Here is a 21,903-nt window from a genome sequence, read left to right as displayed (position 1 = left end):
CCGCCGCGCCAAATGGGGCGGGTCGATCCGGGTGCTCGTCGCCAATGTAGGCAGCGCGCCACCCCTTGCCAAGTCGAGCGCACGAGGCGAAGCGCGCACCCACCGGGCCCTGACGACGCACGCGCTCAGAGGACACGCGTCGGTGGCCCCCGTCGAGCCGGTGCCGGGGACAGAACCAAGTCGCCCCGGGGCGTCACCGCCACCAGCACCGCCCGCAGGGTCCGGCGCAGGGTCCGCCCGCTGCGAAGGGCCGGCAGGACGGCCTCGAACACGAGGCGCTCCAGGCGCTCCAGGCGCTCGGCCCCGTCCGGGTTGAGGCGGGCGAGCCCAAGGCCGACGACCCGCACCAGCACGGCCTCGGGTAACGCGCGCAGGCGCCCCCCGTCGAGGACGAGGCGGGATTCGTCCGTCGTTTCGCACGCGGTGGCCAGGGCTTCGGCGGCGGCCCGGTCGAGGGCCTCGGCATCGCGGGCGCACCGCGCTGCCAGCCGGCACAGGCGCTCGGGCGAGAGCCCCTCCCCCGCCAGCACCGGCAGCAGCGCGCGCAGGCGGGCGCGGGCGAAGCGCGCGTCATGGTTCGCGGGATCGCGGGCGAAGGCGAGGCCGCGCGCCGCGCAATAGGTGACGAGGTCGGCCTTCGAGATGTCGAGGAAGGGCCGCGCGAGGCACAGGGCGCCGAGGGGGCGGGCGGGCCGCATGCCGGCGAGGCCCGCCGGTCCGCTCCCGGCGAGGAGGCGCATCAGTACGGTCTCGGCCTGGTCGTCGCGGGTGTGGCCGGTGAGCAGGAGGTCCGCGCCGATCGTGGCGGCGTGGCGCGCCAGGAGGTCGTAGCGCGCGGTGCGGGCGGCCGCCTGGAGGCCGTGGGCGGGCTTGGGCCCGGTCCAGGCGAGGACCCGGTGGGGGACGCCGAGTTCGCCGCACAGTGCGGCCACGGCGCGGGCCTCCGCTTCGGATTCGGGGCGCAGGCCATGGTCGACGGTCGCCGCGTGGACGGGCGTCTCGGCGCGGGAGGCCGCGCAGGCGGCCAGCAGGGCTGTCGAGTCGGGACCGCCCGAGACCGCGAGCAACACCGGCGCCGCGCGGCCCGCGAGGTAGGGCCGGAGCGCCGCCGCGATCGCGGCGTCGCTCGGGAGCAGATCTTGCGGGCTCAGGCGGCGCAGCGCGCGCGCTTCTGCTCGCGCGCGACGCCCTGGCGGACGGATGTGCTGGCGGAGGGGAACTTGCGCTCGAGTTCGGCGAGCGTCGCGCAGGCCTGCTCGCGCGCGCCGAGCGCGTTCAGGGAGGCGCCGAGCTTCAGCATGGCGTCGGGCGCCTGGGCCGAGCGGGCGTAGTCGGTGGAGACCTTGAGGAACTGCTCGGCCGCCTCGCGGTTGCGGTTGCGCTGCAGGTAGCTCTCGCCAAGCCAGTAGGTGGCGGAGGGCACCAGGGCGTCGCGCGGGTGCGACTGGATGAACTGGCGCAGGCCCATCTCCGCCTGCTCGTACTGGCGCTGGAGGATGTAGGCGTAGGCCGCCTCGTAATCGGCGCGCGCGTCGCCCGAGCCGGTGGAGGCCACGCTTGGGGCGCGGGCCGGGTTCGGCAGCGCGCCGGTGGTCGGAACCCGGGCGGGAGGCGAGAGGTCGACGGGGCCGCCGAGCCCGGGCGGGGTCAGGCCCGGCTCTTCGTCGTCTGGGTCCACCACGGTGGGGGGCACGCTGCGGCCGCGCGGCGCCTCGGCCACGGCGGAGGACGGCGTCGTGGTGCCGAGCGGCATCGGCGCGCCGGGGCGGCCGGGGTTCTGGTCGGGGTCGAAGGCGTCGCTACGCTTCTGGGGCTTGGCCGCGCCCGGATTTGTGCCCGACGGACTGGCTGCCGGCGCGCCCGGGCGTCCGCCCTTGGCCTCCTGCAGGCGGAACTCGACATCCTCCTGGAACTTGCGCAGCTGTTCCTTCAACTGCCGATTCTCGTGCTGGAGCGTCTCGATCTGTCCGGCGGTCTGGCGCGACTGGTTCTCCAGCCGGTTCAGGCGCACCACGAAGTCGGAGGCGTCCTGCGCCCGCGCTCCGGAGAGGGCGCCCGGGACGAGGCTGGCCGCGCACAGGGCGGTGGCGAGGAGGAGGCGGCGGAGCATGACAATCGTCACCGATGATCGGTTGGCGGAAGGGTGCCGGATAGCAGTGGCACCCGTCCGGGGCAAAAGTCGGGCCTGACCGGTTGCGGCCGGCGGCCCTACGAGCCGGCGCCGCCGCGATCGAGGACGGTGACGGCGCGGCGGTTCTGCGACCAGCACGAGATGTCGTTGCAGACCGCCACCGGGCGCTCCTTGCCGTACGAGACGGTGCGGATGCGGCCGTTCGCGATGCCGCGCGAGGCGAGATAGTCCTTCACGGACTGGGCCCGGCGCTCTCCGAGCGAGAAGTTGTACTCGCGGGTGCCGCGCTCGTCGGCGTGGCCCTCGACCAGGAAGGTGTAGCGAGGGTAGCGCTGCAGCCAGTTCGCCTGCTTGTCGAGGGTGGCGGTGGCGGTGGGCGTCAGGTCGGTGGAATCGGACTCGAAGAACACGCGGTCGCCGATGTTCACCACGAAGTCCTGGGCGCTGCCGGGAGTGTTGGCGCCCCCGCCGAAGCCGGAGGCGTCGGCCAGATCCTTGTCGTTGGTGCAGGCGGCGACGCTGAGGGCCGCGCAGAGGGCGGCCGCCAGCGGAAACACGCGCAGGCGCGCAGTCATGAACATGATCCTGTTCTCCTCGGGCAGACCCCGCCGGCCGGTGCGAGGGAAAAGGCCGGCTTCGTCGCCGCATGCCCCCGGGGGGCTCGTCGGGACCGGTACTTAGTCGGACTCGGTTAAGCGAAGGTTCCGTTAGCCATGACGCCCCCGGAATCCGCCGTTATTGGGTTTTGCCGGATCCGCGGTCGCCAAGATCAGCGTCCCGAGATCGGCATCTCGCGGACCCTGCGCCGCAGCGGCCGGCCCGGCGCTCATCGGCCGCGATTGCGGCGGCGCCGCGTCCCGGCGCGCCGCACTGTCGATTACAGTCAAGCTGTTGCGCTTCGGCAACGCCCCGAGGGCTCCCGTTTCAGGCCGGGGTCGCGGCCCGCGCCGTCGCGGCGATGACGTCGATCGCCGCGACGGCGCGGGTAGCGGCGGCGCGGGCGGCGTCCAGGGGGGCGTCGAGGTCGGACCCGCGCAGGCAGGCCTGTTCCATCTCCGAGCAGCGTTGCGAGAGGTCGAAGAAGCCCAGGGACCCGCTCACCGAGAGCAGGGTGTGGGCGTCGTGGCCGAGGGTGGCACGCTCGGCCACGCCGGCCTGCAGGCGCTGCGCGATCTCGCCCTTCAGGCGCGCGAGCAGGTCCAGCAGGCGCGTCTGCCCGAAGATGCCTTCGAGCTCCGCCAGGGTCCCGGGATCGTAGACGGGCCGACGGTCGCCGGGCGGCAGCCGCGCGGCATCGTGCGCCGTGCCGGCGTCCGGCTGCGGCGAAGGTACGGGCGAGGAAACCGGCGACGGGGTCGGCATGGCGTCGTCCAATGGCGTCGGAGAAGGGTGTTTCCGTGCGCCGTCCGATGCGTGCGCGAGGGCGGAAACACGGCGCCCGTTGATCCGTGCTTAACGAATATCGGACTAATTCGGCGCTGCAAAGAGTTGGTGCGACCGATGCGACAGCGTCAAGTGCTCATCGTGGAAGACAATTACCTGCTGCTCGACATGCTCACGGGCCTGTGCGAGCGGCGCGGCATCGGCGTCGTCTCGGTGTCCAGCGGCGAGGCGGCGGTGGCGACGATCCGGCAGGCGGGCTCCCATCCGCGCGCGCCCGAACTGGCGCTGCTGATCACGGACATCAACCTGCCCGGCCTCATCGATGGCTGGGCCGTGGCGGAGGCCTACCGCACCCTCAATCCCGGCCAGCCGGTGATCTATACCTCCACGGGGGGCCGCAGCGACCGGCGCGCCGTGCCGGGAAGCGTCTTCCTCAACAAGCCCTTCCGGATCCAGGACGTGATCGACCTCGCCGGCGCGATGATGCAGGGGCGGCTGGAGCCGCAACCCCTGCTCGCCGTGGGCTGAGCTCGGATCTCCGACGCGCCCTTCGGCCGGTTGCCCCTGGCCGATGGCACCTGCCCTACTGGAGGTGCCGCGCGTAGGTGTCGCCGGCCGCTCGCTTGAGTTCGGCGCCGGCTTCCCGGCCGATCCGGGCCGCGTCCGAGACCGCACCGGAGCGCCGCGTCGCCCAATGGGCGCTGCCGTCGGGCAGGAACAGCAGGCCGTCGAGGTCGAGGGTGTCGCCGCTGATCCGCGCCAGGGCGGCGATGGGCGTGCGGCAGGAGCCGTCGAGTTCGGCGAGCAGGCCCCGCTCGGCGGCGAGTTCGGCCGTGGCGCGCGCCGAGACCAGGGGTTCGAGGAGCGCGCGCACCGCCGCGTCCGCCTCGCGGCACTCGATGCCGAGCGCCCCCTGCGCCACCGCCGGCAGCATCTCCTCCACGGCGAGCACGCTGCGGGCCATGTCGGCCATGCCGAGGCGCTCGAGGCCGCAAAGCGCCAGCAGGGTCGCGTCGCAGGTCCCCTCCTCCAGCTTGCGCATCCGGGTGTTGGCGTTGCCGCGCAGGGGCACGATCCGCAGGTCGGGGCGGCGCATCAGCACCTGGGCGGCGCGGCGCAGGGACGAGGTGCCAACCCGGGCCCCCGCCGGCAGGTCGGCAAAGCCCGCCGCGCGCGGCGACAGGAAGGCGTCGCGCGGGTCGTCCCGCTCCAGGATGCAGGCGATGACGAGCCCGTCCGGAAGCCAGGTCTCGACATCCTTCATGGAGTGGACCGCGACATCGACCACGTCGGCGTAGAGCGCCTGCTCCAATTCCTTGGTGAACAGGCCCTTGCCGCCGATCTCCGACAGGGGGCGGTCGAGGATGCGGTCGGCCACCGTGTTGACCACCACGATTTCGGTCTCGAGCCCCGGGTTGGCCGCGACGATCTGGTCGCGGACCATGCCGGTCTGGGCGAGCGCCATCGGGCTGCCGCGCGTGCCGATGCGGAGAGGGCGTTGGATCATGGGCGCGGATCGCTCGGACGCTGGGTGGAACCGGGCTTCCTAGGTACGCAGTCCGCGCGGCGCTGTCACCGGCTTCCGTCGAAACCGCAGCGGACGGCCGATGCCGTCGATGGCATGGCCAACAGCTGCCGCTCGGCACGCCGCGCGAAGAAAGCGCGGCCGCTCATCCGCCGTCCGGCAGCTTCGGCGCGGCATCGGCAAGGGAGGTGAGTCCGTCCGCGAGATGCGCGACCAGGAGTTGGTCGATGAGAGTAGCCACGACGATACCCTGAGGCGTGCCTTTCTCGACGAGAAGAAAATCGAGCATTGTCCGGTCGGTAACGCGCTGATCGCCGCCGACGCCGCTGATGTGGCGAACGATGATGCTCCCACACCCGTTTCGCGCCAGATGCCAGGATTGATCGACATTGTCCGTGTAGAGTAAGCGCGCTGTACCATGCGCATTGAAAGTCTCGATGGGAACATCAAGAGCACCGGCGATCCGGCACAGTAGCTCCGCCGATGAGTGAGGGATAGATTGCATCAGCCTCGAATCGGGCGTCATCGCATTCCTCCCTCCCAATTCGGATCGCATCACAAGTTTGCAACAATGTGCTTACAGCGTTGCCGCGATCCCGCGGGTCCTGCAACTTATGTCATTCTTATGGATTTGTATGGTGGCTTCAGGCGCGGGGATAGAAAATCGTGTCACAACTTATGATGCGAACCGTGCCCGCTCATATACCGGAAGCTCTCGCGGCTTCGAACGTCGGGACCTGGCAGACCGGACAAAGCGTCCATCACTACATCGTCGATGAGGCAGCCGCGGCTTTATTCGGCCTCGATGCGGCGAAGGCAGCGGAGGGGTTCCTCCTCATGAACTTCCTCAAGGCCATTCACCCCGGCGACCGGAAACTCTTCCGGGACAGGATTGGCCGTTCGATCGAGCACGGCGGCCTCTTCGTCATGGAGTACCGCACGACACCACGCCCCAACGAAGTGCGATGGGTCCTGGGACGGGGCCGCTACGAACGGAACCCCGCGACGGGCGAGATGCAGGGCCGAGGCATCCTCATCGACATCACGGAAAGCAAGCTCGACGGGCACGTCGACGACCGAGCACTGTTCATCGCGCCCGATGCGGGCGGTTCCCCACTGGAACGCGCCGCCACCCTCGCGCTGGAGGCGCGTGAAGCCATCGAGAAGATCGAGGACCGCGAGAGACTGGTGTTGCTCCGTGCGATCGATCCCCTCCTGTGGGCACTCGGGCGGGTTCTCGCGCGCCACGCGACGGGTGCGCGCGACTGAGTGCCGGCGGGAGCACCGTGACAGCGTCCGAAGCAACTGGCCGGGATGTTGTCTCAGAAGGCCTGCAAGGTCAGTTCCGTGTGCTCGACGCTGGGGGGCGCCTCGAAGCAGGGCGAGACCATCGCGCGGTAATCCTTCCAGGCCTGCGAGCCCGTGAAGTCGACGGTGTGGTTCTCCAGGGTCTCCCACTCGATGAGCAGGCGATAGCGCTGCGGCTTCTCGACGGAGCGGCGCACCGCGAAGCTGCGGCAGCCCTTGGCCGCCTTGAAGATCGCCGCGGCCTCGGCGATGCCGGCCTCGAACGTGGCTTCCATGTCGGGCTTGACGTCGATCTGGGCGATTTCGAGGATCATCGGGGGAACTCCGTGTGGGCGTGTCGGGGATCAGCGTAGGGCGCGGCCGAGCGCCTTGGCGAGGAGGCGCTGCGGGCTGCGCTCGGGGCGGGCCTGGTCGGCCACCGGCAGGTAGGCGGTCTGTTCCAGCATGTAGCGACCGCCCATGGCGCCGTGCATGACGAGGTCCGAGAAGGTCACCCAGGTCTGGCCGGGGGCGAAGTGCACGTCGGTCTGGGGCGCCGTCTCCTGATAGGTCATGTCCTGCTTCAAGGCGTCGTGCAGGTGCAGCATCAGGTGGTCGTATTCCGAGCGCCGGGCCTTGGTGATCTTGAGGACCGCCAGCATCCGGGCCGAGAGCGGCGAGTAGCCGGGCAGGCGCGGCAGGAACTTCTCCGCCATCGTGGAAAAGTCCTCGCCGACCCGCCAGTGGCGCGGCTGTCCGTCCGGGTTGATGTTGCGGAAGATGCGCAGGATGCGCTTCTCGCCGATCGGGTTCGACGGGAACGCGTCCACGTGCAGGCGGGTGTCGTCGCGGCGCCAGCTCATCTTGCGCCGATCGACGTCGAAGGGCCGGTAGGAGGTGCCGGCGAACGTGACCTTGCCGGCGTAGGCCGGTAGGTGCGCGGCGACCAGCGCCTCGGCGAAGCCCCGGTAGCGGATCAGCACCTGGCGCAGGGCCTCCTGCTCCTCCGGCGTGCCCGCCGCCCCCCGCAGGGTGGATGCGGCGCCCCGGATGTTGACGTTCTTGGCCTTGCCGTCCGCGAAGGGCCGCTCGACGAAGCGCTGTTCGAAGGCGCTCAGGGGAAAGTCGAGGTCCGGGAACATCAGGACCGCACCGTCCTCCAGGGCGTCCACCAGGGCGGGCGTGCCGGGCGCCGGACCTGTGCGCGGGACGGAAACGATCGGGCTGATCATCGGGCGGGACTCCTCGCAAAACCGCGGCGGGACCGGCGGTTTAGCCGAAGCGCGCGCCGGTGGCCAACCGCCCGTCGCGGATGCGTCCGCCTGCTCGCGCGGGGACCGCGTCCAGTCTTCGTCGCGAACAGGCGCGCGAATACCGGTGGATGACGACATTCCCCGGTTGTCACGCCTCGCGCCCCGGCTCAACCCTGATGAGCGATGCGCAACCCGGGCGGTTCGGTGGCGTTGATGAAACAGTCGCGGTTCCGGACTTCACGGAACCCCCGCGGCGACGAGGATTCCGACGATGGCGACGCTGAAGGAATTCGAGGACTCCCTGCGCGAGCACGGCATGCACATGGCGCTCGCCCTGCTGGAACGCCTGCGCGCGCGCGACCGGGCGACCCGCACGATCAAGCCCGCCCGTCGCCTCACCGGCCAGAAGATGACGCCGGAGCTCGCCCGCGCCATCCTGGACCTGCATGCCGCCACCGGCATGACCCAGCAGGAGATCGCCTTCAAGGTTGGGGTGAACCAGGGCCGGGTCAACGAAGTGATCAAGCACGGCAAGTGGCTCGACGACGATCCCCACGCCCCCGAGGCGGTGGCCCGCGACCGGGCCAAGGCCCGGATGCGCTCGGACCCAGTGGCGAAGCGGCCGCCGGCTCCGCGCCGCGCGTCGAAATCCCCAAAGTCGGCCGTCAAGCGGACGAATGCGGCCCGGCCGCCCAGTCCGCAGGGGCAACTGATCTTCGGAGACCTGTAGGTCCTCTGGAGTCGGCGGGGCCCCGGGGATCGCCCGGACCCCGACCCGCGTTGTCGGCGCACGCCGCCCCCCGGGCTGCCGGAGTCACCGTGCCATGCGCCTGCCCCTCCTCGTCCTCGCCCTCGCGGTTCCGGCCGGTCCCGCGCTGGCTCAACGTCCCGCCACGCCGGAGATGTCGTGCCGTCAGGCCAAGGCGTTGGTGGACCGCAGCGGCGGTCTCGTGCTCGGCACCGGCGGCCAGACCTACGACCGCTTCGTGCGCGACCGCAGCTTCTGCGAGGTCACCGAGATCACGGTCCCGGCCTTCGTCCCGGCCGGCAACACCCCACGCTGCTTCATCGGCTATCGTTGCAAGGAGCCGAGCCGCAACTGGCTGGACGATTTCTGAACGCGTGAAAACGCCCCGGTCTGGCGACCGGGGCGCTCGCAGGCATCACGCCATCGGCTTACGGCGTGACAAGTTGCACGGCGTCACGCAGCCTGCTGCACCGAGCCTTCGATCACCGGGGCGGCGGTGGCGCGGCCCGATGCGATCTGGATCTGGCGCGGCTTCTTGGCCTCCGGAATCTCGCGGACGAGATCGATGTGCAGGAGCCCGTTCTCCAGGACGGCACCGGTCACCTGGACATAGTCGGCGAGCTGGAACCGGCGCTCGAAGGCGCGGGCCGCGATGCCCTGGTGCAGGAATTCCGCCGGCTTGTCTGAGTCGGACTTGCGCTCGCCCTTCAGCGTCAGCGCATTCTCCTTGACCTCGATCGCGAGATCGGAGTCCGTGAAGCCGGCCACCGCCACCGTGATCCGGTAGGCATTCTCGCCGGTGCGCTCGATGTTGTAGGGCGGGTAGGTCGGGGCCGCGTCGGCGCTCACGAACTGGTCGAGGGCCGAGAACAGGCGGTCGAAGCCAACGGTGGAGCGATACAGGGGAGCAAGGTCGAACTGACGCATCACATATTCTCCAAAAGAAGCAACATGCTGGTTTCGGGTCCGCCCGAGGGCCGGACCAGTCGCACCGCCGTATTGGCCGGTGCTCCCATGATATCGGCGTGCCGTTTGGGCCTCGCAAGAGCCTGGACGCGCCGCGAGGCCAAAATTTTCGGTTTCCTACTCTGCGCGAGACTTCTCCGATGCTGACCCTGCGCTCGACGCCCGACAATCCCGTGCCCCCCGGCGGCGCCCTGAAGGCGGTGCGCACCGACGATGGGGTCGAGCTGCGGGCCGCCCATTGGCGCCCGACCACGCGGCTCGTGAAGGGAACCGTCTGCCTGCTCCAGGGCCGGGCCGAGTTCATCGAGAAGTACTACGAGACCATTGCCGACCTGCGTGGGCGCGGCTTCGCCGTGGTGGCCTTCGACTGGCGCGGACAGGGCGAGTCGCAGCGCCAGGTCGGCGATCCCCACCGCGGCCACGTCGCTCATTTCGACGATTACCGAAGGGACCTGAAGGCGATCGAGGAGGCGATCCTGCGCCCCCTGATGCCGCATCCGCATCTCTGCCTCGCCCATTCCATGGGCGGCGCCGTGGCGCTCGCCGGCGCCCTCGACGGCTGGCTGCCCTTCCGCCGCATCGTCACCGTGGCGCCGATGCTGTCGATCCGGATGGTGCGCTGGCCCGCCGGCGCGGCGCTCCTCGCCGGTATCCTGCAGGCGATCGGCTGGGGGCGACGCTACATCCCCTTCGGCTCGGCCGTCTCGATCGCCACCAAGCCCTATCCGAACAACCGCCTCTGCCGGGATCCGGAGCGCTATGCCCGCAACGCGGCCGCCGCCCGGGACGTCGGCGCCGGCGCCGTCGGCGATCCCAGCATCGCCTGGCTCGCGGGCGCCTTCCGGGCGATGCGGCGCCTTTCCGATCCGCGCGTGCCGGGGCGGATCAGGGTGCCGACCCTGATCGTGGCGGCGGGGGCCGACCCCGTCTGCGGCACCCGCACCACCGAGCGCTTCGCCCGCGGCCTGCGGGCGGGGCACATCCTCGTGCTTCCGGACGCGCGCCACGAGATCCTGTCCGAACGCGACGCGATCCGGCAGGATTTCTGGGCGGCCTTCGACGCCTTCATGCCGGGCTCGGACGGGGCGGAGCCGGCCCAGCGGGAGCGCCTGGAGGCCTGAGCCTCACGGGTTGAGGTGACGCAGAGCCGCCTCGTGCAGGCGCCGGTCCCCCGCGGCGACGATGCGCCCGCCCCCGGTCGCCGTCCCGCCGTCCCAGGTCGTCACGATGCCGCCGGCCCCCTCGATGATCGGGATCAGCGCGACGATGTCGTAGGGCTTGAGGCCGGCCTCCACCACCAGGTCGATCTGCCCGGCCGCCAGCATGCAGTAGGCGTAGCAGTCGGTGCCGTAGCGGGAGAGGCGCACCGCGCCCTCCAGCCCGAGGAAGCGCTCCCGCTCCGCGCCCTCGGCGAACAGGCGCGGGTCGGTGGTGGCGAGGACCGCCTGGTCGAGGGCGGTACCGCGGCGGGTCAGCAGCTTGCGCTCGCCGCGCGGTGAGCGCAGGCGGGCCTGCGCGCCGTCGCCGGAGAACAGCTCGCCCAGATACGGCTGGTGCATCAGGCCGCGCACCGCCGCGCCGTGATGGGTCAGGCCGATCAGCGTGCCCCAGGTCGGCAGGCCGGCGACGAAGGCCCGGGTCCCATCGATGGGATCGAGCACCCAGACGCACTCGGCATCGAGATTTTCCGAGCCGAACTCCTCGCCCAGGATGCCGTGGGTCGGCAGATGGCGCCGGATCATGCCGCGCATCGCCACCTCGGCGGCCCGGTCGGCCTCCGTCACAGGGTCGAAGGCCGCCCCGCCGCGGGCCTTGTCGTCCATGCCGAACGCGGCCCGGAAGAAGGGTAGGATCGCCTGCCCCGAGGCGGTGGCGAGATCGTCCATGAACCGCGCGAGATCGACGACGCTCATCGAGCCTTCCCCTAACCGAGACGCGGACGAGCGAAGCGGACGGATGGGCCGCCGGTCAAGCCCCAAACGGTCCTGGGGGCGGCGTCAGGCCGGCATGGGCTGCACGCGGCCGAACTCGCCCCCGGGCTCGGCCGGCATCGCATCCGGGGCACGCTTGCCCTGCGCGGTCGCCACCACGGCCTCCACGGCCGCGCGCAGGGACGAGACGTGGATGTCGGCATCGACCGCCCGGTGCCGGGTCGCCTCGTCGAGGCTCGCATCGTCCGCCTGCCACAGGCCGAGGACGAAGCACGTGCCCGGCAGCTTGCGGCGCAGGCGCTCGGCCAGCCGGCGCAGGTGCGTGGGCTCGCCGTTGATCGCCATCGACACGATGCAGACGAGCTTGGCCGGGCCCGGGTCGAAATCCCCGATCCGCGCCCGGGCCACATCGGCGAAGGGCACCACCCGGGCCCCGATCCCGCGCTTGGCCAGGAGCTGGGCCAGGATCGCGCAGGCGGATTCGTCGACGAAGCTGCGCCCGGCCACGCACAGCACCGTGCCGGTGGTCCGCCACGTCTCCGGCACCGGCTCGGGACGCGGCGCGTCGGGATCGGCCTTCACCTCGGTGTCGCTGCGCAGGTCGTCGCGGTCGGCCAGTTCATCGATGAGGCCGCCGACGCTGGCCCGGATATCGCTCTTCTGCTCCGTGGTGAGCACGCCGCGGGCCGCGTCGCGGGCGGCGAGTTCGAGGCCCTTCACCACGACCTCGTCGTAGTAGGCCGTGAGCGAGCAGGTCTTCAGGATCAGGTCGGCGTGTTCCTGTGCCTCCTCCGGGTCGTCGGCCAGGATGCGCTGGTAGAAGTTCTCGACCGGCGTCAGGGCCGGCCGGTCGCCGAACAGCACGTCGAGGAATTCGAGCTTGTCGACATGGCGCCCGAGCACCACGAGGCAGACCGTCAGCGGCGTCGACAGGAGCAGGCCGACGGGTCCCCAGAGCCAGGTCCAGAACAGGGCCGAGACCAGCACCGCGAAGGGCGACATGCCGGTGGACTGGCCGTAGAGCATCGGCTCGATGAAGTGCCCGACCAGGGGCTCCAGGATTAGGAACAGGATCAGCGTCCCGATCACCATCGACCAGCCGGGATCGACCGCGGCGGCGAGCGCCAGGGGAAACAGGGCCGAGGCGAAGGCACCGATATAGGGCACGAAGCGCATCAGCGCCGAGAAGATGCCCCACAGGACCGGGTTCGGCACGCCGAGACAGTAGAGCCCGACGCCGACCACGATCCCGAAGGAGGCGTTCAGGCCGAGCTGGACCAGGAAGTAGCGGCTGAGGCGCTTGGCAGCGTCGTCCATCGCCACGGTGGTGCGATGGAGGTCGCTGGAGCCTGCCAGCCGGATCATCCGGTCGCGCAGGTCCTCCCGCTGCATGAGCAGGAAGAGCAGCACCACGAACACGATGCCGATAGTGGCCAGCGGATGCAGGATCGGCGAAAGCAGCGTGCCCGCCAGCGTCACGGGGCCCGGCGCCCGCTCCTTGACCTCGACCAGGATCGCCTTCTCGGGGGGCGCCGGGCCGGCCTGCGGCTCCGGTTTCGGGGCGGTTTCGGGCGCCTTCTCCTCATGGCTGTCGTGCATCGTCCGGCCAATGCTGGCGACGTAGCCGGCGAGCCGTCCGGCCGGGGTGTCGTTCAGGCCCTCGATCTTGCGCTCGATGGTGCTGCGATAGCGCGGCACGTCCTTGGCGATATCGGCGATCTGCACGCCGATCAGGGTCGCCAGGGCCGCTGCCGTGCCGAGCGCAAGGAGCACGGAGGTGGCCACCGACAGGAACCGGCCGAAGTGCCAGCGCCGGAGCAGGTTGACCAACGGGCCAAGCACGAAGGAGAGCAGGATCGCGATGGCGATCGGAATCAGGACGTCGCGTCCGACATACAGGCCGACCATGATCAGGGCGGTCATGATGAAGGGCGAGGTCAGGGTCTGGGGCGGCGTGGCCGCGGCCGAGATGCGTGTCGGTCGCGGCTGCACGAGGGACGGCTTCGAGGTTGATCGCAGGGCCATTCCGGTTCCGTGTTCCAGACGCGACGCGCGGGACCGCGCGCATGCGGGCACCACCGCGATGAGAACGAAGCGCTCGCGAAAAACGATCCCTTCGGCCGGGTCGTCTCGTCGCGAAACCGTGATCGGATGCACTTCGCCCTGCATCCACGGCATAGCTGAAGGGCACCGCCACGCCGGCAACGGGATCGGGAAAGTCGTATCCGACGCCGCGTCCCTGCGTTCTTCGCTCCGGGTGCCGTGGTCTCGTCGCCAGGGCCGACGTCAAGATCGGTGGCTTTGCCGCGGCACTACCAAAACATGTCTTTCGCCGCCGGATATTTTGCTGGCGTGCCGGCCGTGTCAGGCGGGAATGCACACAAGCGACTTCCGCAAATCGGAATGATGTATTTGCCGAAGCCGGTCGGTCGCCAAGCTGTTCCAAGTCACAGCCTCCGCCGAAGCCGTCGGATTACGCGACGAGATTGTGCCGAGCGCGGACTTTAATCGAACGATAAGCTTGTTTTCGTAAGTCACGGTGACGTACGGCGACGGACGACATCCGACGAAACGGGGAGGTGGTTTTGCACGACACGGCGATGGACGTGGGCGCCGGTTCTTCCTTGCCCGACGCGACCAGCCTGAGCGGAATCGCAACCGAGATCGCCGAACTCCAGCGCATCTCGTTCGACAAGAGCCGGCGCATCCAGGCGATCACCGGACAGGTGAAGATGCTTGCCCTCAACGCCTTGATCGAGGCGGCCCGCGCCGGCGAGATGGGCCGTGGCTTCTCGGTGGTTGCTCAGGAGGTGCGGGCGATCGGCGCGGAGGTGGAGAATGTCGCCCGCGCCCTGGAGGTCGAACTGTCGAACCGCATCGCCAGCCTCCAGATCCGGGTCCGGAGCTTCGCGGAGGGATCGCAGACCGACCGTTTGATCGATCTCGCCCTCAACGCGGTCGAACTCATCGATCGGAATCTCTACGAGCGTACCTGCGACGTGCGCTGGTGGGCCACCGACGCGGCCCTGGTGGCCTGCGCCGCGACGCCGACGCCCGAGGCGATGGCCCACGCCACCCGGCGCCTGGGCATCATCCTCGACGCCTACACGGTCTATCTCGACCTTTGGCTCTGCGACCTGCAGGGCAACGTCCTCGCCCACGGCCGGCCGGACCGCTATCCCGGCCTCGTCGGGCGCAACGTCGCCGATCAGGACTGGTTTCGGCGTGCGGCCGCGCTGCCCGACGGTGACGCCTACGTCGCCGCCGATGTGACGGACCAGCCCGGCCTCGGCGGTGCGCAGGTCGCGACCTACTGCGCCAGCGTGCGCGCCGATGGGGACACCCGGGCCCGGCCGATCGGTGTCCTGGCCATCCACTTCGACTGGCAGGCCCAGGCCCGCGCCATCGTCGAGGGCGTGCGGGTGTCGGGCGAGGACAAGGCTCGCACCCGTGTCCTCCTCGTCGATGCGCGCCACCGCGTCATCGCGGCCTCGGACGGACGCGGCGTGCTGGAGGAAACCCTGCCGCTGGCCGCCAACGGCCGGGCGAGCGGAGCCGATCTCGATCCCCGGACCGGGCGGATCGTCGCCTTCCACCGCACGCCGGGCTACGAGACCTATGCGGGGCTCGGCTGGTACGGGGTCATCGTCCAGTCCCCGCGTTGAGCGTCCGTCAGACCAGAACCGGCATCGCGGGCTGGCTCTCGATGCCGAAGACGCGGGTGTAGCGCGCGATCTCCTCGGCCGGGCCGATCGCCTTCGACGGGTTGTCGGAGATCTTCACGGTGGGCCGGCCGTCCGCCGCGATCACCTTGCAGACGATGGAGATCGGATCCAGGCGCCCGTCCGGGACAAGACCCCGGAAATCGTTGGTGAGCAGCGTGCCCCAGCCGTAGCCGATCCGCATCCGGCCGTGAAAATGGGCGTGGATCGCCTCGATGGTGTCGATGTCGAGACCGTCGGAGAAGATCGCGAGCTTTTCGCGGGGGTCCGAGCCCCGCGAGCGCCACCAGGCGATGGCCTCCTCGCCGCCGGCGATCGGCTCCTTCGAGTCGATGCGGATCCCGGTCCAGGCGTTCATCCAGTCGGGGGCCTTCGCCAGGAAGCCGGTGGTGCCGTAGGTGTCCGGTAGCATCACCAGGAGGTTGCCGGCGTAATCCTGCTGCCAGTCGGCCAGCACGTCGTAGGGCGCTCGGGCAAGGCCCGCATCGTCGTCGGCCAGGGCGGCGTAGACCATCGGCAACTCGTGGGCGTTGGTGCCCACCGCCTCGACCTCGCGGCGCAGGGCGATGAGGCAGTTCGAAGTGCCGAGGAAGCGGTCGCCCAGGGCCTCGTGCATGGCCTCGACGCACCAGTCCTGCCACAGGAAGCCGTGGCGCCGCCGGGTCCCGAAATCCGCGATGGATAGGTCGGGCAGGCGCTGCAGCCGCTCGATCTTTTCCCAGACCCGGGTCATCGCGCGGGCATACAGCACCTGAAGGTCGAGCTTGCCGAGGTGGCGCACCACGCCACGGGTGCGCAACTCGTTGAGGATGGCGAGCGCCGGCACCTCCCACATGGTGGTCTCGAGCCAGGGCCCGTGGAAGGTGAGGACGTACTGCCCGTCCCGCGCCTCCAGTTCGTACTCGGGCAGGCGAAAACCCTCGAGCCAGTCCATGAAGTCGGCCGAGAACATCTGGCGCTGGCCGTAGAAGGTGTTGCCGCGCAGCCAGGTGGATTCACCCCGGCTTAGGGAGACGGAGCGGGCGTGGTCGAGCTGCTCGCGCAACTCGCCGGCATCGACGAAATCCGCCAGGCGCACCTGCCGCGAACGGTTCTGAATGCCGAAGGTGACGCGGGCGTCGCGATGACGGCGGAAGATCGTCTGCGCCATCAGGAGCTTGTAGAAGTCCGTGTCGAGCAGGGACCGGACGATCGGGTCGATCTTGAAGCTGTGGTTGTACACCCGCGTGGCAAGATCGAGCATGGTACGGATCACGGCCCCTCAAGCGGCGCCCTCAGCGCCCGCGAGGCAGAGAGGCGCATGGCATCCGATGGTAAGTCAATCGGTCGCGACGCAGGGCTGCGCCGCGACGACCTCAAGGGGCTGCCAAACGAAGAAGGCGGCGCACACGAGGGAGCGCCGCCTTCGCATTCTATCGACGAGGCCCGACGATCAGGCGAGGTCGACCTTCTTGGTCTCGGTCTTGGGCGACTCGCCTGTGAGCGCCGCCTTCACGTATCCGTAGATATGCAGCATCGTGGCGTTCGGGCTGTCCCAGTACTCGCCCTTCTCGGGGTGGACGCGCAGCAGAGCGACCTCGGGGTCTTCCTTGCCGTTGGGGAACCAGGTCTTGAGGCTCTCGCTCCACTTGTCGTTGATGGTCGGCTGATCGGTGACGATCTCGGCCTTGCCGGCGATCGAAACGTAGGTCTGGCTCGATGGGTCCGAGTAGGCGAGGTTGATCTGATTGTCCTTGCTGATCTCGGCGGTCTTCGGCGAATGCAGCTTGGTGAAGAACCACAGGTCGCCGTTCTCGTCCGCCTCCTGGCACCACATCGGGCGGCTGTAGAGCTTCCCGTCCTGGTCGGCGGTGGTCATCATCGCGACCTTGACGTCCTTGATGAGGGCGAACAGCTTCTTGGCGCCCTCGTGGTCGCGGTGGTTGCCCTGGTGCATGGGATCGTTGTCTCCAACTCGTCGATCGGCGTCGGCAGCGCGGTCGCGCGCTGCCGGTTCGTGTGCTCAACGAGCCAGGGCGGCATTGGTTTCGGCATGGCGCAGCGGCACGACCTTCGGTGGTGCCGTCCGTGCGGCCGGCCGGCGCAGCACCGTCAGGCGACCGTACGGCCGCTCGCGGGCGGACAGGTCGCCCGCGCCGATCTGCCGGATCACGTGGGTGTTCCGGCCCCGCCGCTTCGCCTCGTAGAGGGCCCCGTCGGCCTCGGCCAGGAGTTCGTCCGGCCCTGCGCTCCGGCCCGGCCCCGTGAGCGCGACTCCGACGCTCACGGTGATGCGCGACAGCCCGTCGTCCCGGTCCGCGTGCGGGATGGCCAAGCGAGCGATGGCGAGATTCAGGCGCCGGACGACGCGTTCCACCCCGCGCCGGTCGCAGGCCCGCATCAGCAGCGAGAATTCCTCGCCGCCGTAGCGCGCCACCACATCGCGCCCGCCGCGGGTCTGCCCGGCGAGGGCCTCGGCGATGCGGCGCAGGCAGGCGTCCCCGGCCGGATGACCGTAGGCGTCGTTGAAGCGCTTGAAGTGATCCACGTCGATCATGAGGAGGGCGGTGCCGCGCGTCTCGTCGGCGGAGGCCGCCAGGGCCGCGTCGAGGGCGCGGCGGTTGGCCAGACCCGTGAGGGCGTCGGTCTCGGACAGCACGGTGAGGACGCGCCGGTCATGCTCGAGGCCGGCCGAGCGCAGGATCTCGCGCAGGGAGACGAGGTAGGCCCGCCGACGCACGCCCTCGATCTGGTGGTTGCCGTAGAGGACGAACACGCTGGCCGTCACCGCCTGGAAGGCGAGGCAGAGGGCGAGTTCGGGGCTCAGGTCGCCCCGTAAGCCGATGGCCGCGAGGGCGCCTGCCGCGCCGAGGCCCGTGAGCACCAGGGCATGGGGAAAGCGCAGCACGAGCATCAGCGCGGCGAACACCACCATCAGCGGATACTCGATGAAGCCGATGGCGCTCAGGGTGCCTTGCCCCAGACAGAAGAGCAGGATCGGCACCCCCGTCACGAGCAGCATCGTGGCTGTGACCATGCGCTCGCGCCGCGGGCCCTGCATCCGGGGCACGGCCCAGGCCAGGAGCAGGGCCAGCGGCGTCACGAGACCCAGGCGGAGCCCCAAGGCCAGGGGCAGCATCTCCGGCGCCAGCAGCCATGTCGTGAGGGAGAAGCCGTTGTGGAAGACGAGTCCGATCAGGATCGTGCTGCGCAGGTGGCGCGCACGCTCCTGGCGCGTGTCGATCTCGTAGCGGGCCGAGACGGGGCGGGAGAAGCGCAGGAGGCGCGGGCTCACCGTGAGGTCGGTCAGGGCGACCTCGCCGCGCGGCCGACGTGTGAAAGCCCGCTCGGGCGTGGCGAGCCAGCGGCGAATGCAATCGAGCACGATGTGACGATCCCGGTCCGTTCGCGCCGTCCTTGCCGGAGGCGCCCCAATCTCTCGGGACCGAACGTGGCCGGGCGGTGGGAGGGCGCAATCACGGCTGCGTGCCCTCGCGACATCCCTACCAAACCCTGAACCGAATTCGCGACCGCGCTTGGTTGAGGTCCGCTCGTAGCACGGGGCCGCGACCGGCTGTCGCCCCGCGTCGCGCGCTCCGCGCTTGCGTCGAAGCGCTGGCTGTGCTGTCGCATGGGCTCTTCGTGAACGCGACGGCCTGCGCCGCGGCGTGCGCGAGCCTCTCCCGATTGTGTCCGCGCCGTGGCCCTCCGTCCGGCCCGCCGCGGCAAGGAGCCAGACCCTTGGCGATCACCCGAGACGATGTGCTGGCGGTCCTCTCGACCGTGACGGTCGATGCCGCCGGGACCACGCTGCCGGCCTCCGGGCGGCTGTCGCAGGTCGTGGTGGACCCGACGAACCGGGTGATGTTCTCGATCCTGATCGACCCGAGCGAGGCCGAGCGCTTCGAGCCGATCCGGCGCCGGGCCGAGGGCGCGATCCTGGCGACGCCGGGCGTTTCCGGCGTCTTCGCCAGCCTGACCTCCGAGCGCGGGCCGAACCAGCCGGCTCAGCCGCCGCCGCCCGCCCCGGGACGCCCGGCCGCTCCGCCGCCGCCGCGTACCGGCCCAGCCCTTCCGGGCGTACGCCACATCGTGGCCGTCGCCTCCGGCAAGGGCGGCGTCGGCAAGTCGACCACCGCCTGCAACCTCGCCCTGGCGCTCTCGGCCCAGGGTCTGAAGGTCGGGCTGCTCGATGCCGACATCTACGGTCCCTCGGTGCCCAAGCTGTTCGGGCTCTCCGGGAAACCCAAGGTCATCGAGGAGCGCCTGCTCGCCCCGATGGAGGGCTTCGGCATCAAGGTGATGTCGATCGGCTTCCTGATCGAGCCCGAGACGGCGATGATCTGGCGCGGCCCCATGGTGCAGTCGGCCATCACCCAGATGCTGCGGGAGGTCGCCTGGGGCGAACTCGACGTTCTGATCGTCGACATGCCCCCCGGCACCGGCGACGCGCAGCTCACCATGGCCCAGGCGACCCCCCTCTCCGGCGCGGTCATCGTCTCGACGCCGCAGGACCTCGCCCTCATCGACGCGCGCCGCGGCGTCACGATGTTCCGCAAGGTTGCGGTGCCGATCCTCGGCGTGATCGAGAACATGGCGACCTTCGTCTGCCCGCATTGCGGCACGGCCTCGCACATCTTCGGTCATGGCGGCGCCCGCGCGGAGGCGGAGCGGCTGGAGGTGCCGTTCCTCGGCGAGGTGCCGCTGAACATGACGATCCGCGAGACCTCGGATGCCGGCCGTCCCGTGGTGGCGGTGGACCCCGACGGACCGCACGCCCAGGTCTATCGCGCCATCGCCGCCAAGCTCTGGGGCAACCTGACCGGCGGCCCGGCCCCGCGGGCGGCCCCCCGCATCGTCATCGAGTAGCCGCGATGCCGCCGGTGCTGGGTGTGATCCTCGCCGGCGGGCTCGCGCGCCGCATGGGCGGGGGCGACAAGCCCCTGCGCACCCTCGGGGGCCGCACCCTGCTCGACCGGGTGTACACCCGCTTCGCGCCCCAATGCGCGGCCGGCGTGATCCTCAACGCCAACGGCGATCCAAGCCGCTTTCCCGACTTCCCGGGCGCGATCGTTCCCGACGGGGTGCCCGACAATCCCGGGCCCCTGGCCGGTATCCTCGCCGGGCTTGACCATGCGGCCGCCCTTCATCCGGACGTGCGCCACGTCGCCAGCGTCTCGGGCGACGCGCCGTTCCTGCCCCGGGACCTCGTCGCCCGCCTCGCCGGGGCGGTCGGGCGGGATGACGCCATCGCCATGGCGGCGTCGGGCGGGCGCGAGCACTTCACGGTGGCGCTCTGGCCCGTGGCCCTGCGGGCGGACCTGCGCGCGGCCCTGGTGGAGCGCGGCGAGCGCCGGGTCGGCGCCTTTCTCAGGCGCCACGGCGCGGTGGCGGTGTCCTGGCCGGCGGAGCCCCACGACCCCTTCGCCAACATCAACGCACCGGAAGACCTGGCGGCGGCCGAAGCCCGCCTCGCCGGGATGGAAGACGCCTGACGCGTCAGGTCGGAGCGCTCTTGACCGCGGCGCGCGCCCGCCAGCGCGGGTAGAGCAGCCCGAGGGCGAGGCCGCCGAGGACGAGGCCCGCGGCGCCGAGCTTCCAGCCGGGCAGCGGCTCGCCGAGCCAGAGGGCCGAGGCCCCCATGCCGAAGACCGGCACCAGCAGCGCCATCGGGGTGATCAGGGCGGCGGGGTGGCGCGCGAGCAGCCAGCCCCAGATCGCGTAGCCGAACAGGGTGTTGCCCACCGCCTGCCAGACCACCGCGCCCCAGGTCGCCAGGTCTGCCCGCACGAGGCCGTCGCGGATGGCGTCCCAGCCTTCGAGGAGGAACGAGGCGGCGAGGAGCGGCGGGGCCGAGAACAGGCTCGCCCAGATCACGTAGGGCAGCATCGACCGCGCGCCGCTGCGCTTGGCCGCCATGTTGCCGCCAGCCCAGCTCATCGCGGCGCAGACGACCAGCCCGAGTCCGAAGGGCGTCGTCGCGGCATCGGTGTGGGCGGCGATGACGGCGAGGCCCGCCGCCGCGAGGCCGAGGGCCGCCCATTGATGGCCGGACACCCGCTCGCCGGTGAGCCGGACCGAGAGGCCGATGGTGAAGAAGACCTGGATCTGGATCACCAGGGAGGCGAGGCCGGGGGCGATGTGGCCGCGCAGGGCGATGAACAGCAGGCCGAACTGTCCGGCCCCGATCAGCAGGCCGTAGGCGGCGAGATTGCGCCACGGAACCGCCGGGCGGCGCAGCAGGAACACGCCCGGCAGGGCCGCGAGTACGAAGCGCAGGGCGGCGAAGAGCAACGGCGGCAGGTGGTCGAGCCCGATCCGGATCACGACGAAGTTCGTGCCCCAGACCGCCACCACCGCCAGGGCGAGGAGGACGTCGCGAAGTGGGAGAGTGCCGGTCATGGCCCGCCGTTTTCCAGCCTCGGGGTGGCGTGCCAAGCCTCGCTTGCGCCTGAAACGAAAGAAGTGTCCGCACTTTCGCACGGACACTTCCCTCGAACGCGAATTGTGCGGCCCGGATCAGGCGGCGCCGACCGTCGCCTTGACGATCTTGTCGGGGGTGCGCGGCGGCTCGCCCTTGTTCAGGGTGTCGACCACGTCCATGCCTTCCACGACCTTGCCCCAGACGGTGTACTGCTTGTCGAGGAAGCGGGCATCGCCGAAGCAGATGAAGAACTGCGAGTTGGCCGAGTGCGGGAAGTTCGTGCGCGCCATCGAGCAGGTCCCGCGCACGTGCGGCTCGGCGTTGAACTCGGCGTTGAGGTCGGGCAGGTCGGAGCCGCCCGAGCCGGTGCCGGTCGGGTCGCCGGTCTGGGCCATGAAGCCGTCGATCACGCGGTGAAACGGCACGCCGTCGTAGAAGCCCTGGGCCGCGAGGGTCTTCAGGCGCTCCACGTGGTTCGGCGCGAGGTCGGGGCGCAGGCCGATCACGACGCGGCCCTTGGTGGTCTCCAGGATGATGGTCTCGGTCTCTGCCAT

General features: G+C 70.6%; 24 protein-coding genes. 8 read left to right on the top strand and 16 right to left on the bottom strand.

Annotation, left to right across the window (positions count from 1 at the left end):
- Positions 1 to 125: 125 nt before the first annotated feature.
- From tilS to K2X24_RS14430, 4 genes are all read right to left on the bottom strand, one after another.
- Positions 126 to 1,151 carry a tRNA lysidine(34) synthetase TilS gene (gene tilS / locus K2X24_RS14445; RefSeq protein WP_292499078.1) on the bottom strand — a complete coding sequence of 342 codons (1,026 nt, stop codon included), beginning with the start codon at positions 1,149 to 1,151 and terminating at the stop codon, positions 126 to 128.
- Positions 1,148 to 2,110 (bottom strand): tol-pal system protein YbgF, encoded by a 963-nt coding sequence (gene ybgF, locus K2X24_RS14440; protein ID WP_292499074.1) that lies wholly within the window; start codon positions 2,108 to 2,110, stop codon positions 1,148 to 1,150. Before ybgF ends, tilS begins: the two co-directional genes overlap by 4 nt.
- A gap of 98 nt (positions 2,111 to 2,208) precedes the next feature.
- Positions 2,209 to 2,712: a peptidoglycan-associated lipoprotein Pal gene (gene pal, locus K2X24_RS14435; RefSeq protein WP_292499073.1), complete on the bottom strand. Its 504-nt coding sequence runs from the start codon at positions 2,710 to 2,712 to the stop codon at positions 2,209 to 2,211.
- A gap of 343 nt (positions 2,713 to 3,055) precedes the next feature.
- Positions 3,056 to 3,493, bottom strand: coding sequence for an Hpt domain-containing protein (locus K2X24_RS14430; RefSeq protein ID WP_292499072.1), 438 nt, complete (start codon positions 3,491 to 3,493; stop codon positions 3,056 to 3,058).
- A gap of 138 nt (positions 3,494 to 3,631) precedes the next feature.
- Here K2X24_RS14430 and K2X24_RS14425 point away from each other — a divergent pair, with 138 nt between their 5' ends.
- Complete coding sequence (locus K2X24_RS14425) at positions 3,632 to 4,042, top strand: response regulator (RefSeq protein WP_292499071.1); 411 nt, start codon at positions 3,632 to 3,634, stop codon at positions 4,040 to 4,042.
- Between the two features lie 55 nt (positions 4,043 to 4,097).
- On the opposite strand, the gene hemC is transcribed toward K2X24_RS14425, so the two are convergent.
- On the bottom strand, positions 4,098 to 5,021 hold the full coding sequence (hemC, locus tag K2X24_RS14420; protein ID WP_292499070.1) for a hydroxymethylbilane synthase: 924 nt from the start codon (positions 5,019 to 5,021) through the stop codon (positions 4,098 to 4,100).
- Between the two features lie 163 nt (positions 5,022 to 5,184).
- Entirely contained in the window at positions 5,185 to 5,565 is a 381-nt protein-coding gene (locus K2X24_RS14415) for a hypothetical protein (protein WP_292499069.1), read from the bottom strand.
- 155 nt (positions 5,566 to 5,720) lie between these two features.
- On the opposite strand from K2X24_RS14415, the gene K2X24_RS14410 reads away from it, so the two are divergent.
- On the top strand, positions 5,721 to 6,308 hold the full coding sequence (locus tag K2X24_RS14410) for a PAS domain-containing protein (protein WP_292499077.1): 588 nt from the start codon (positions 5,721 to 5,723) through the stop codon (positions 6,306 to 6,308).
- 53 nt (positions 6,309 to 6,361) lie between these two features.
- On the opposite strand, the gene K2X24_RS14405 is transcribed toward K2X24_RS14410, so the two are convergent.
- Positions 6,362 to 6,661, bottom strand: coding sequence for an antibiotic biosynthesis monooxygenase (locus K2X24_RS14405; RefSeq protein ID WP_292499068.1), 300 nt, complete (start codon positions 6,659 to 6,661; stop codon positions 6,362 to 6,364).
- Positions 6,662 to 6,691: 30 nt separating this feature from the next.
- The gene (locus K2X24_RS14400) at positions 6,692 to 7,558 is read right to left on the bottom strand and encodes a Kdo hydroxylase family protein (RefSeq protein WP_292499067.1); all 867 of its coding nucleotides are present in this window, start codon (positions 7,556 to 7,558) and stop codon (positions 6,692 to 6,694) included.
- A gap of 292 nt (positions 7,559 to 7,850) precedes the next feature.
- Between K2X24_RS14400 and K2X24_RS14395 the strand changes: the two genes are divergently transcribed.
- Both K2X24_RS14395 and K2X24_RS14390 read left to right on the top strand, forming a co-directional pair.
- Positions 7,851 to 8,309, top strand: a complete 459-nt coding sequence (locus tag K2X24_RS14395; RefSeq protein ID WP_292499066.1) for an RNA polymerase subunit sigma-70 — start codon at positions 7,851 to 7,853, stop codon at positions 8,307 to 8,309.
- Between the two features lie 94 nt (positions 8,310 to 8,403).
- On the top strand, positions 8,404 to 8,697 hold the full coding sequence (locus tag K2X24_RS14390) for a hypothetical protein (protein ID WP_292499065.1): 294 nt from the start codon (positions 8,404 to 8,406) through the stop codon (positions 8,695 to 8,697).
- An 83-nt stretch (positions 8,698 to 8,780) separates the two neighbouring features.
- Here the strand turns inward: K2X24_RS14390 and K2X24_RS14385 are convergent, their stop codons facing one another.
- Positions 8,781 to 9,254 carry an Hsp20 family protein gene (locus K2X24_RS14385; RefSeq protein ID WP_292499064.1) on the bottom strand — a complete coding sequence of 158 codons (474 nt, stop codon included), beginning with the start codon at positions 9,252 to 9,254 and terminating at the stop codon, positions 8,781 to 8,783.
- 179 nt (positions 9,255 to 9,433) lie between these two features.
- Here K2X24_RS14385 and K2X24_RS14380 point away from each other — a divergent pair, with 179 nt between their 5' ends.
- Entirely contained in the window at positions 9,434 to 10,414 is a 981-nt protein-coding gene (locus tag K2X24_RS14380; RefSeq protein WP_292499063.1) for an alpha/beta hydrolase, read from the top strand.
- Between the two features lie 3 nt (positions 10,415 to 10,417).
- Here the strand turns inward: K2X24_RS14380 and hisN are convergent, their stop codons facing one another.
- A complete protein-coding gene (gene hisN, locus K2X24_RS14375; protein WP_292499062.1) occupies positions 10,418 to 11,206 on the bottom strand; it encodes a histidinol-phosphatase in 789 nt (262 codons plus the stop codon).
- 84 nt (positions 11,207 to 11,290) lie between these two features.
- Complete coding sequence (locus K2X24_RS14370; protein ID WP_292499061.1) at positions 11,291 to 13,249, bottom strand: AI-2E family transporter; 1,959 nt, start codon at positions 13,247 to 13,249, stop codon at positions 11,291 to 11,293.
- Between the two features lie 575 nt (positions 13,250 to 13,824).
- On the opposite strand from K2X24_RS14370, the gene K2X24_RS14365 reads away from it, so the two are divergent.
- On the top strand, positions 13,825 to 14,889 hold the full coding sequence (locus K2X24_RS14365; protein ID WP_292499076.1) for a methyl-accepting chemotaxis protein: 1,065 nt from the start codon (positions 13,825 to 13,827) through the stop codon (positions 14,887 to 14,889).
- A gap of 7 nt (positions 14,890 to 14,896) precedes the next feature.
- On the opposite strand, the gene K2X24_RS14360 is transcribed toward K2X24_RS14365, so the two are convergent.
- From K2X24_RS14360 to K2X24_RS14350, 3 genes are all read right to left on the bottom strand, one after another.
- On the bottom strand, positions 14,897 to 16,189 hold the full coding sequence (locus K2X24_RS14360; protein ID WP_292499060.1) for a nicotinate phosphoribosyltransferase: 1,293 nt from the start codon (positions 16,187 to 16,189) through the stop codon (positions 14,897 to 14,899).
- 189 nt (positions 16,190 to 16,378) lie between these two features.
- Positions 16,379 to 16,882 (bottom strand): pyridoxamine 5'-phosphate oxidase family protein, encoded by a 504-nt coding sequence (locus K2X24_RS14355; protein WP_292499059.1) that lies wholly within the window; start codon positions 16,880 to 16,882, stop codon positions 16,379 to 16,381.
- 66 nt (positions 16,883 to 16,948) lie between these two features.
- A complete protein-coding gene (locus K2X24_RS14350) occupies positions 16,949 to 18,310 on the bottom strand; it encodes a diguanylate cyclase (protein WP_292499058.1) in 1,362 nt (453 codons plus the stop codon).
- A 356-nt stretch (positions 18,311 to 18,666) separates the two neighbouring features.
- Between K2X24_RS14350 and K2X24_RS14345 the strand changes: the two genes are divergently transcribed.
- The gene (locus K2X24_RS14345; RefSeq protein WP_292499057.1) at positions 18,667 to 19,794 is read left to right on the top strand and encodes an Mrp/NBP35 family ATP-binding protein; all 1,128 of its coding nucleotides are present in this window, start codon (positions 18,667 to 18,669) and stop codon (positions 19,792 to 19,794) included.
- A 5-nt stretch (positions 19,795 to 19,799) separates the two neighbouring features.
- A complete protein-coding gene (mobA, locus tag K2X24_RS14340; RefSeq protein ID WP_292499056.1) occupies positions 19,800 to 20,420 on the top strand; it encodes a molybdenum cofactor guanylyltransferase MobA in 621 nt (206 codons plus the stop codon).
- Between the two features lie 4 nt (positions 20,421 to 20,424).
- Here mobA and K2X24_RS14335 read toward each other — a convergent pair whose 3' ends face one another.
- A complete protein-coding gene (locus K2X24_RS14335; protein WP_292499055.1) occupies positions 20,425 to 21,327 on the bottom strand; it encodes an EamA family transporter in 903 nt (300 codons plus the stop codon).
- A 117-nt stretch (positions 21,328 to 21,444) separates the two neighbouring features.
- Complete coding sequence (locus tag K2X24_RS14330) at positions 21,445 to 21,903, bottom strand: peptidylprolyl isomerase (protein WP_292499054.1); 459 nt, start codon at positions 21,901 to 21,903, stop codon at positions 21,445 to 21,447.

Origin of the sequence: Methylobacterium sp. (genome assembly GCF_019750675.1) — a bacterium.
In the GTDB taxonomy this organism is placed as follows: Bacteria; Pseudomonadota; Alphaproteobacteria; order Rhizobiales; family Beijerinckiaceae; genus Methylobacterium.
Note: the sequence above shows the minus strand (reverse complement) of the source record. Positions and strands in the feature narration are given on the sequence as shown.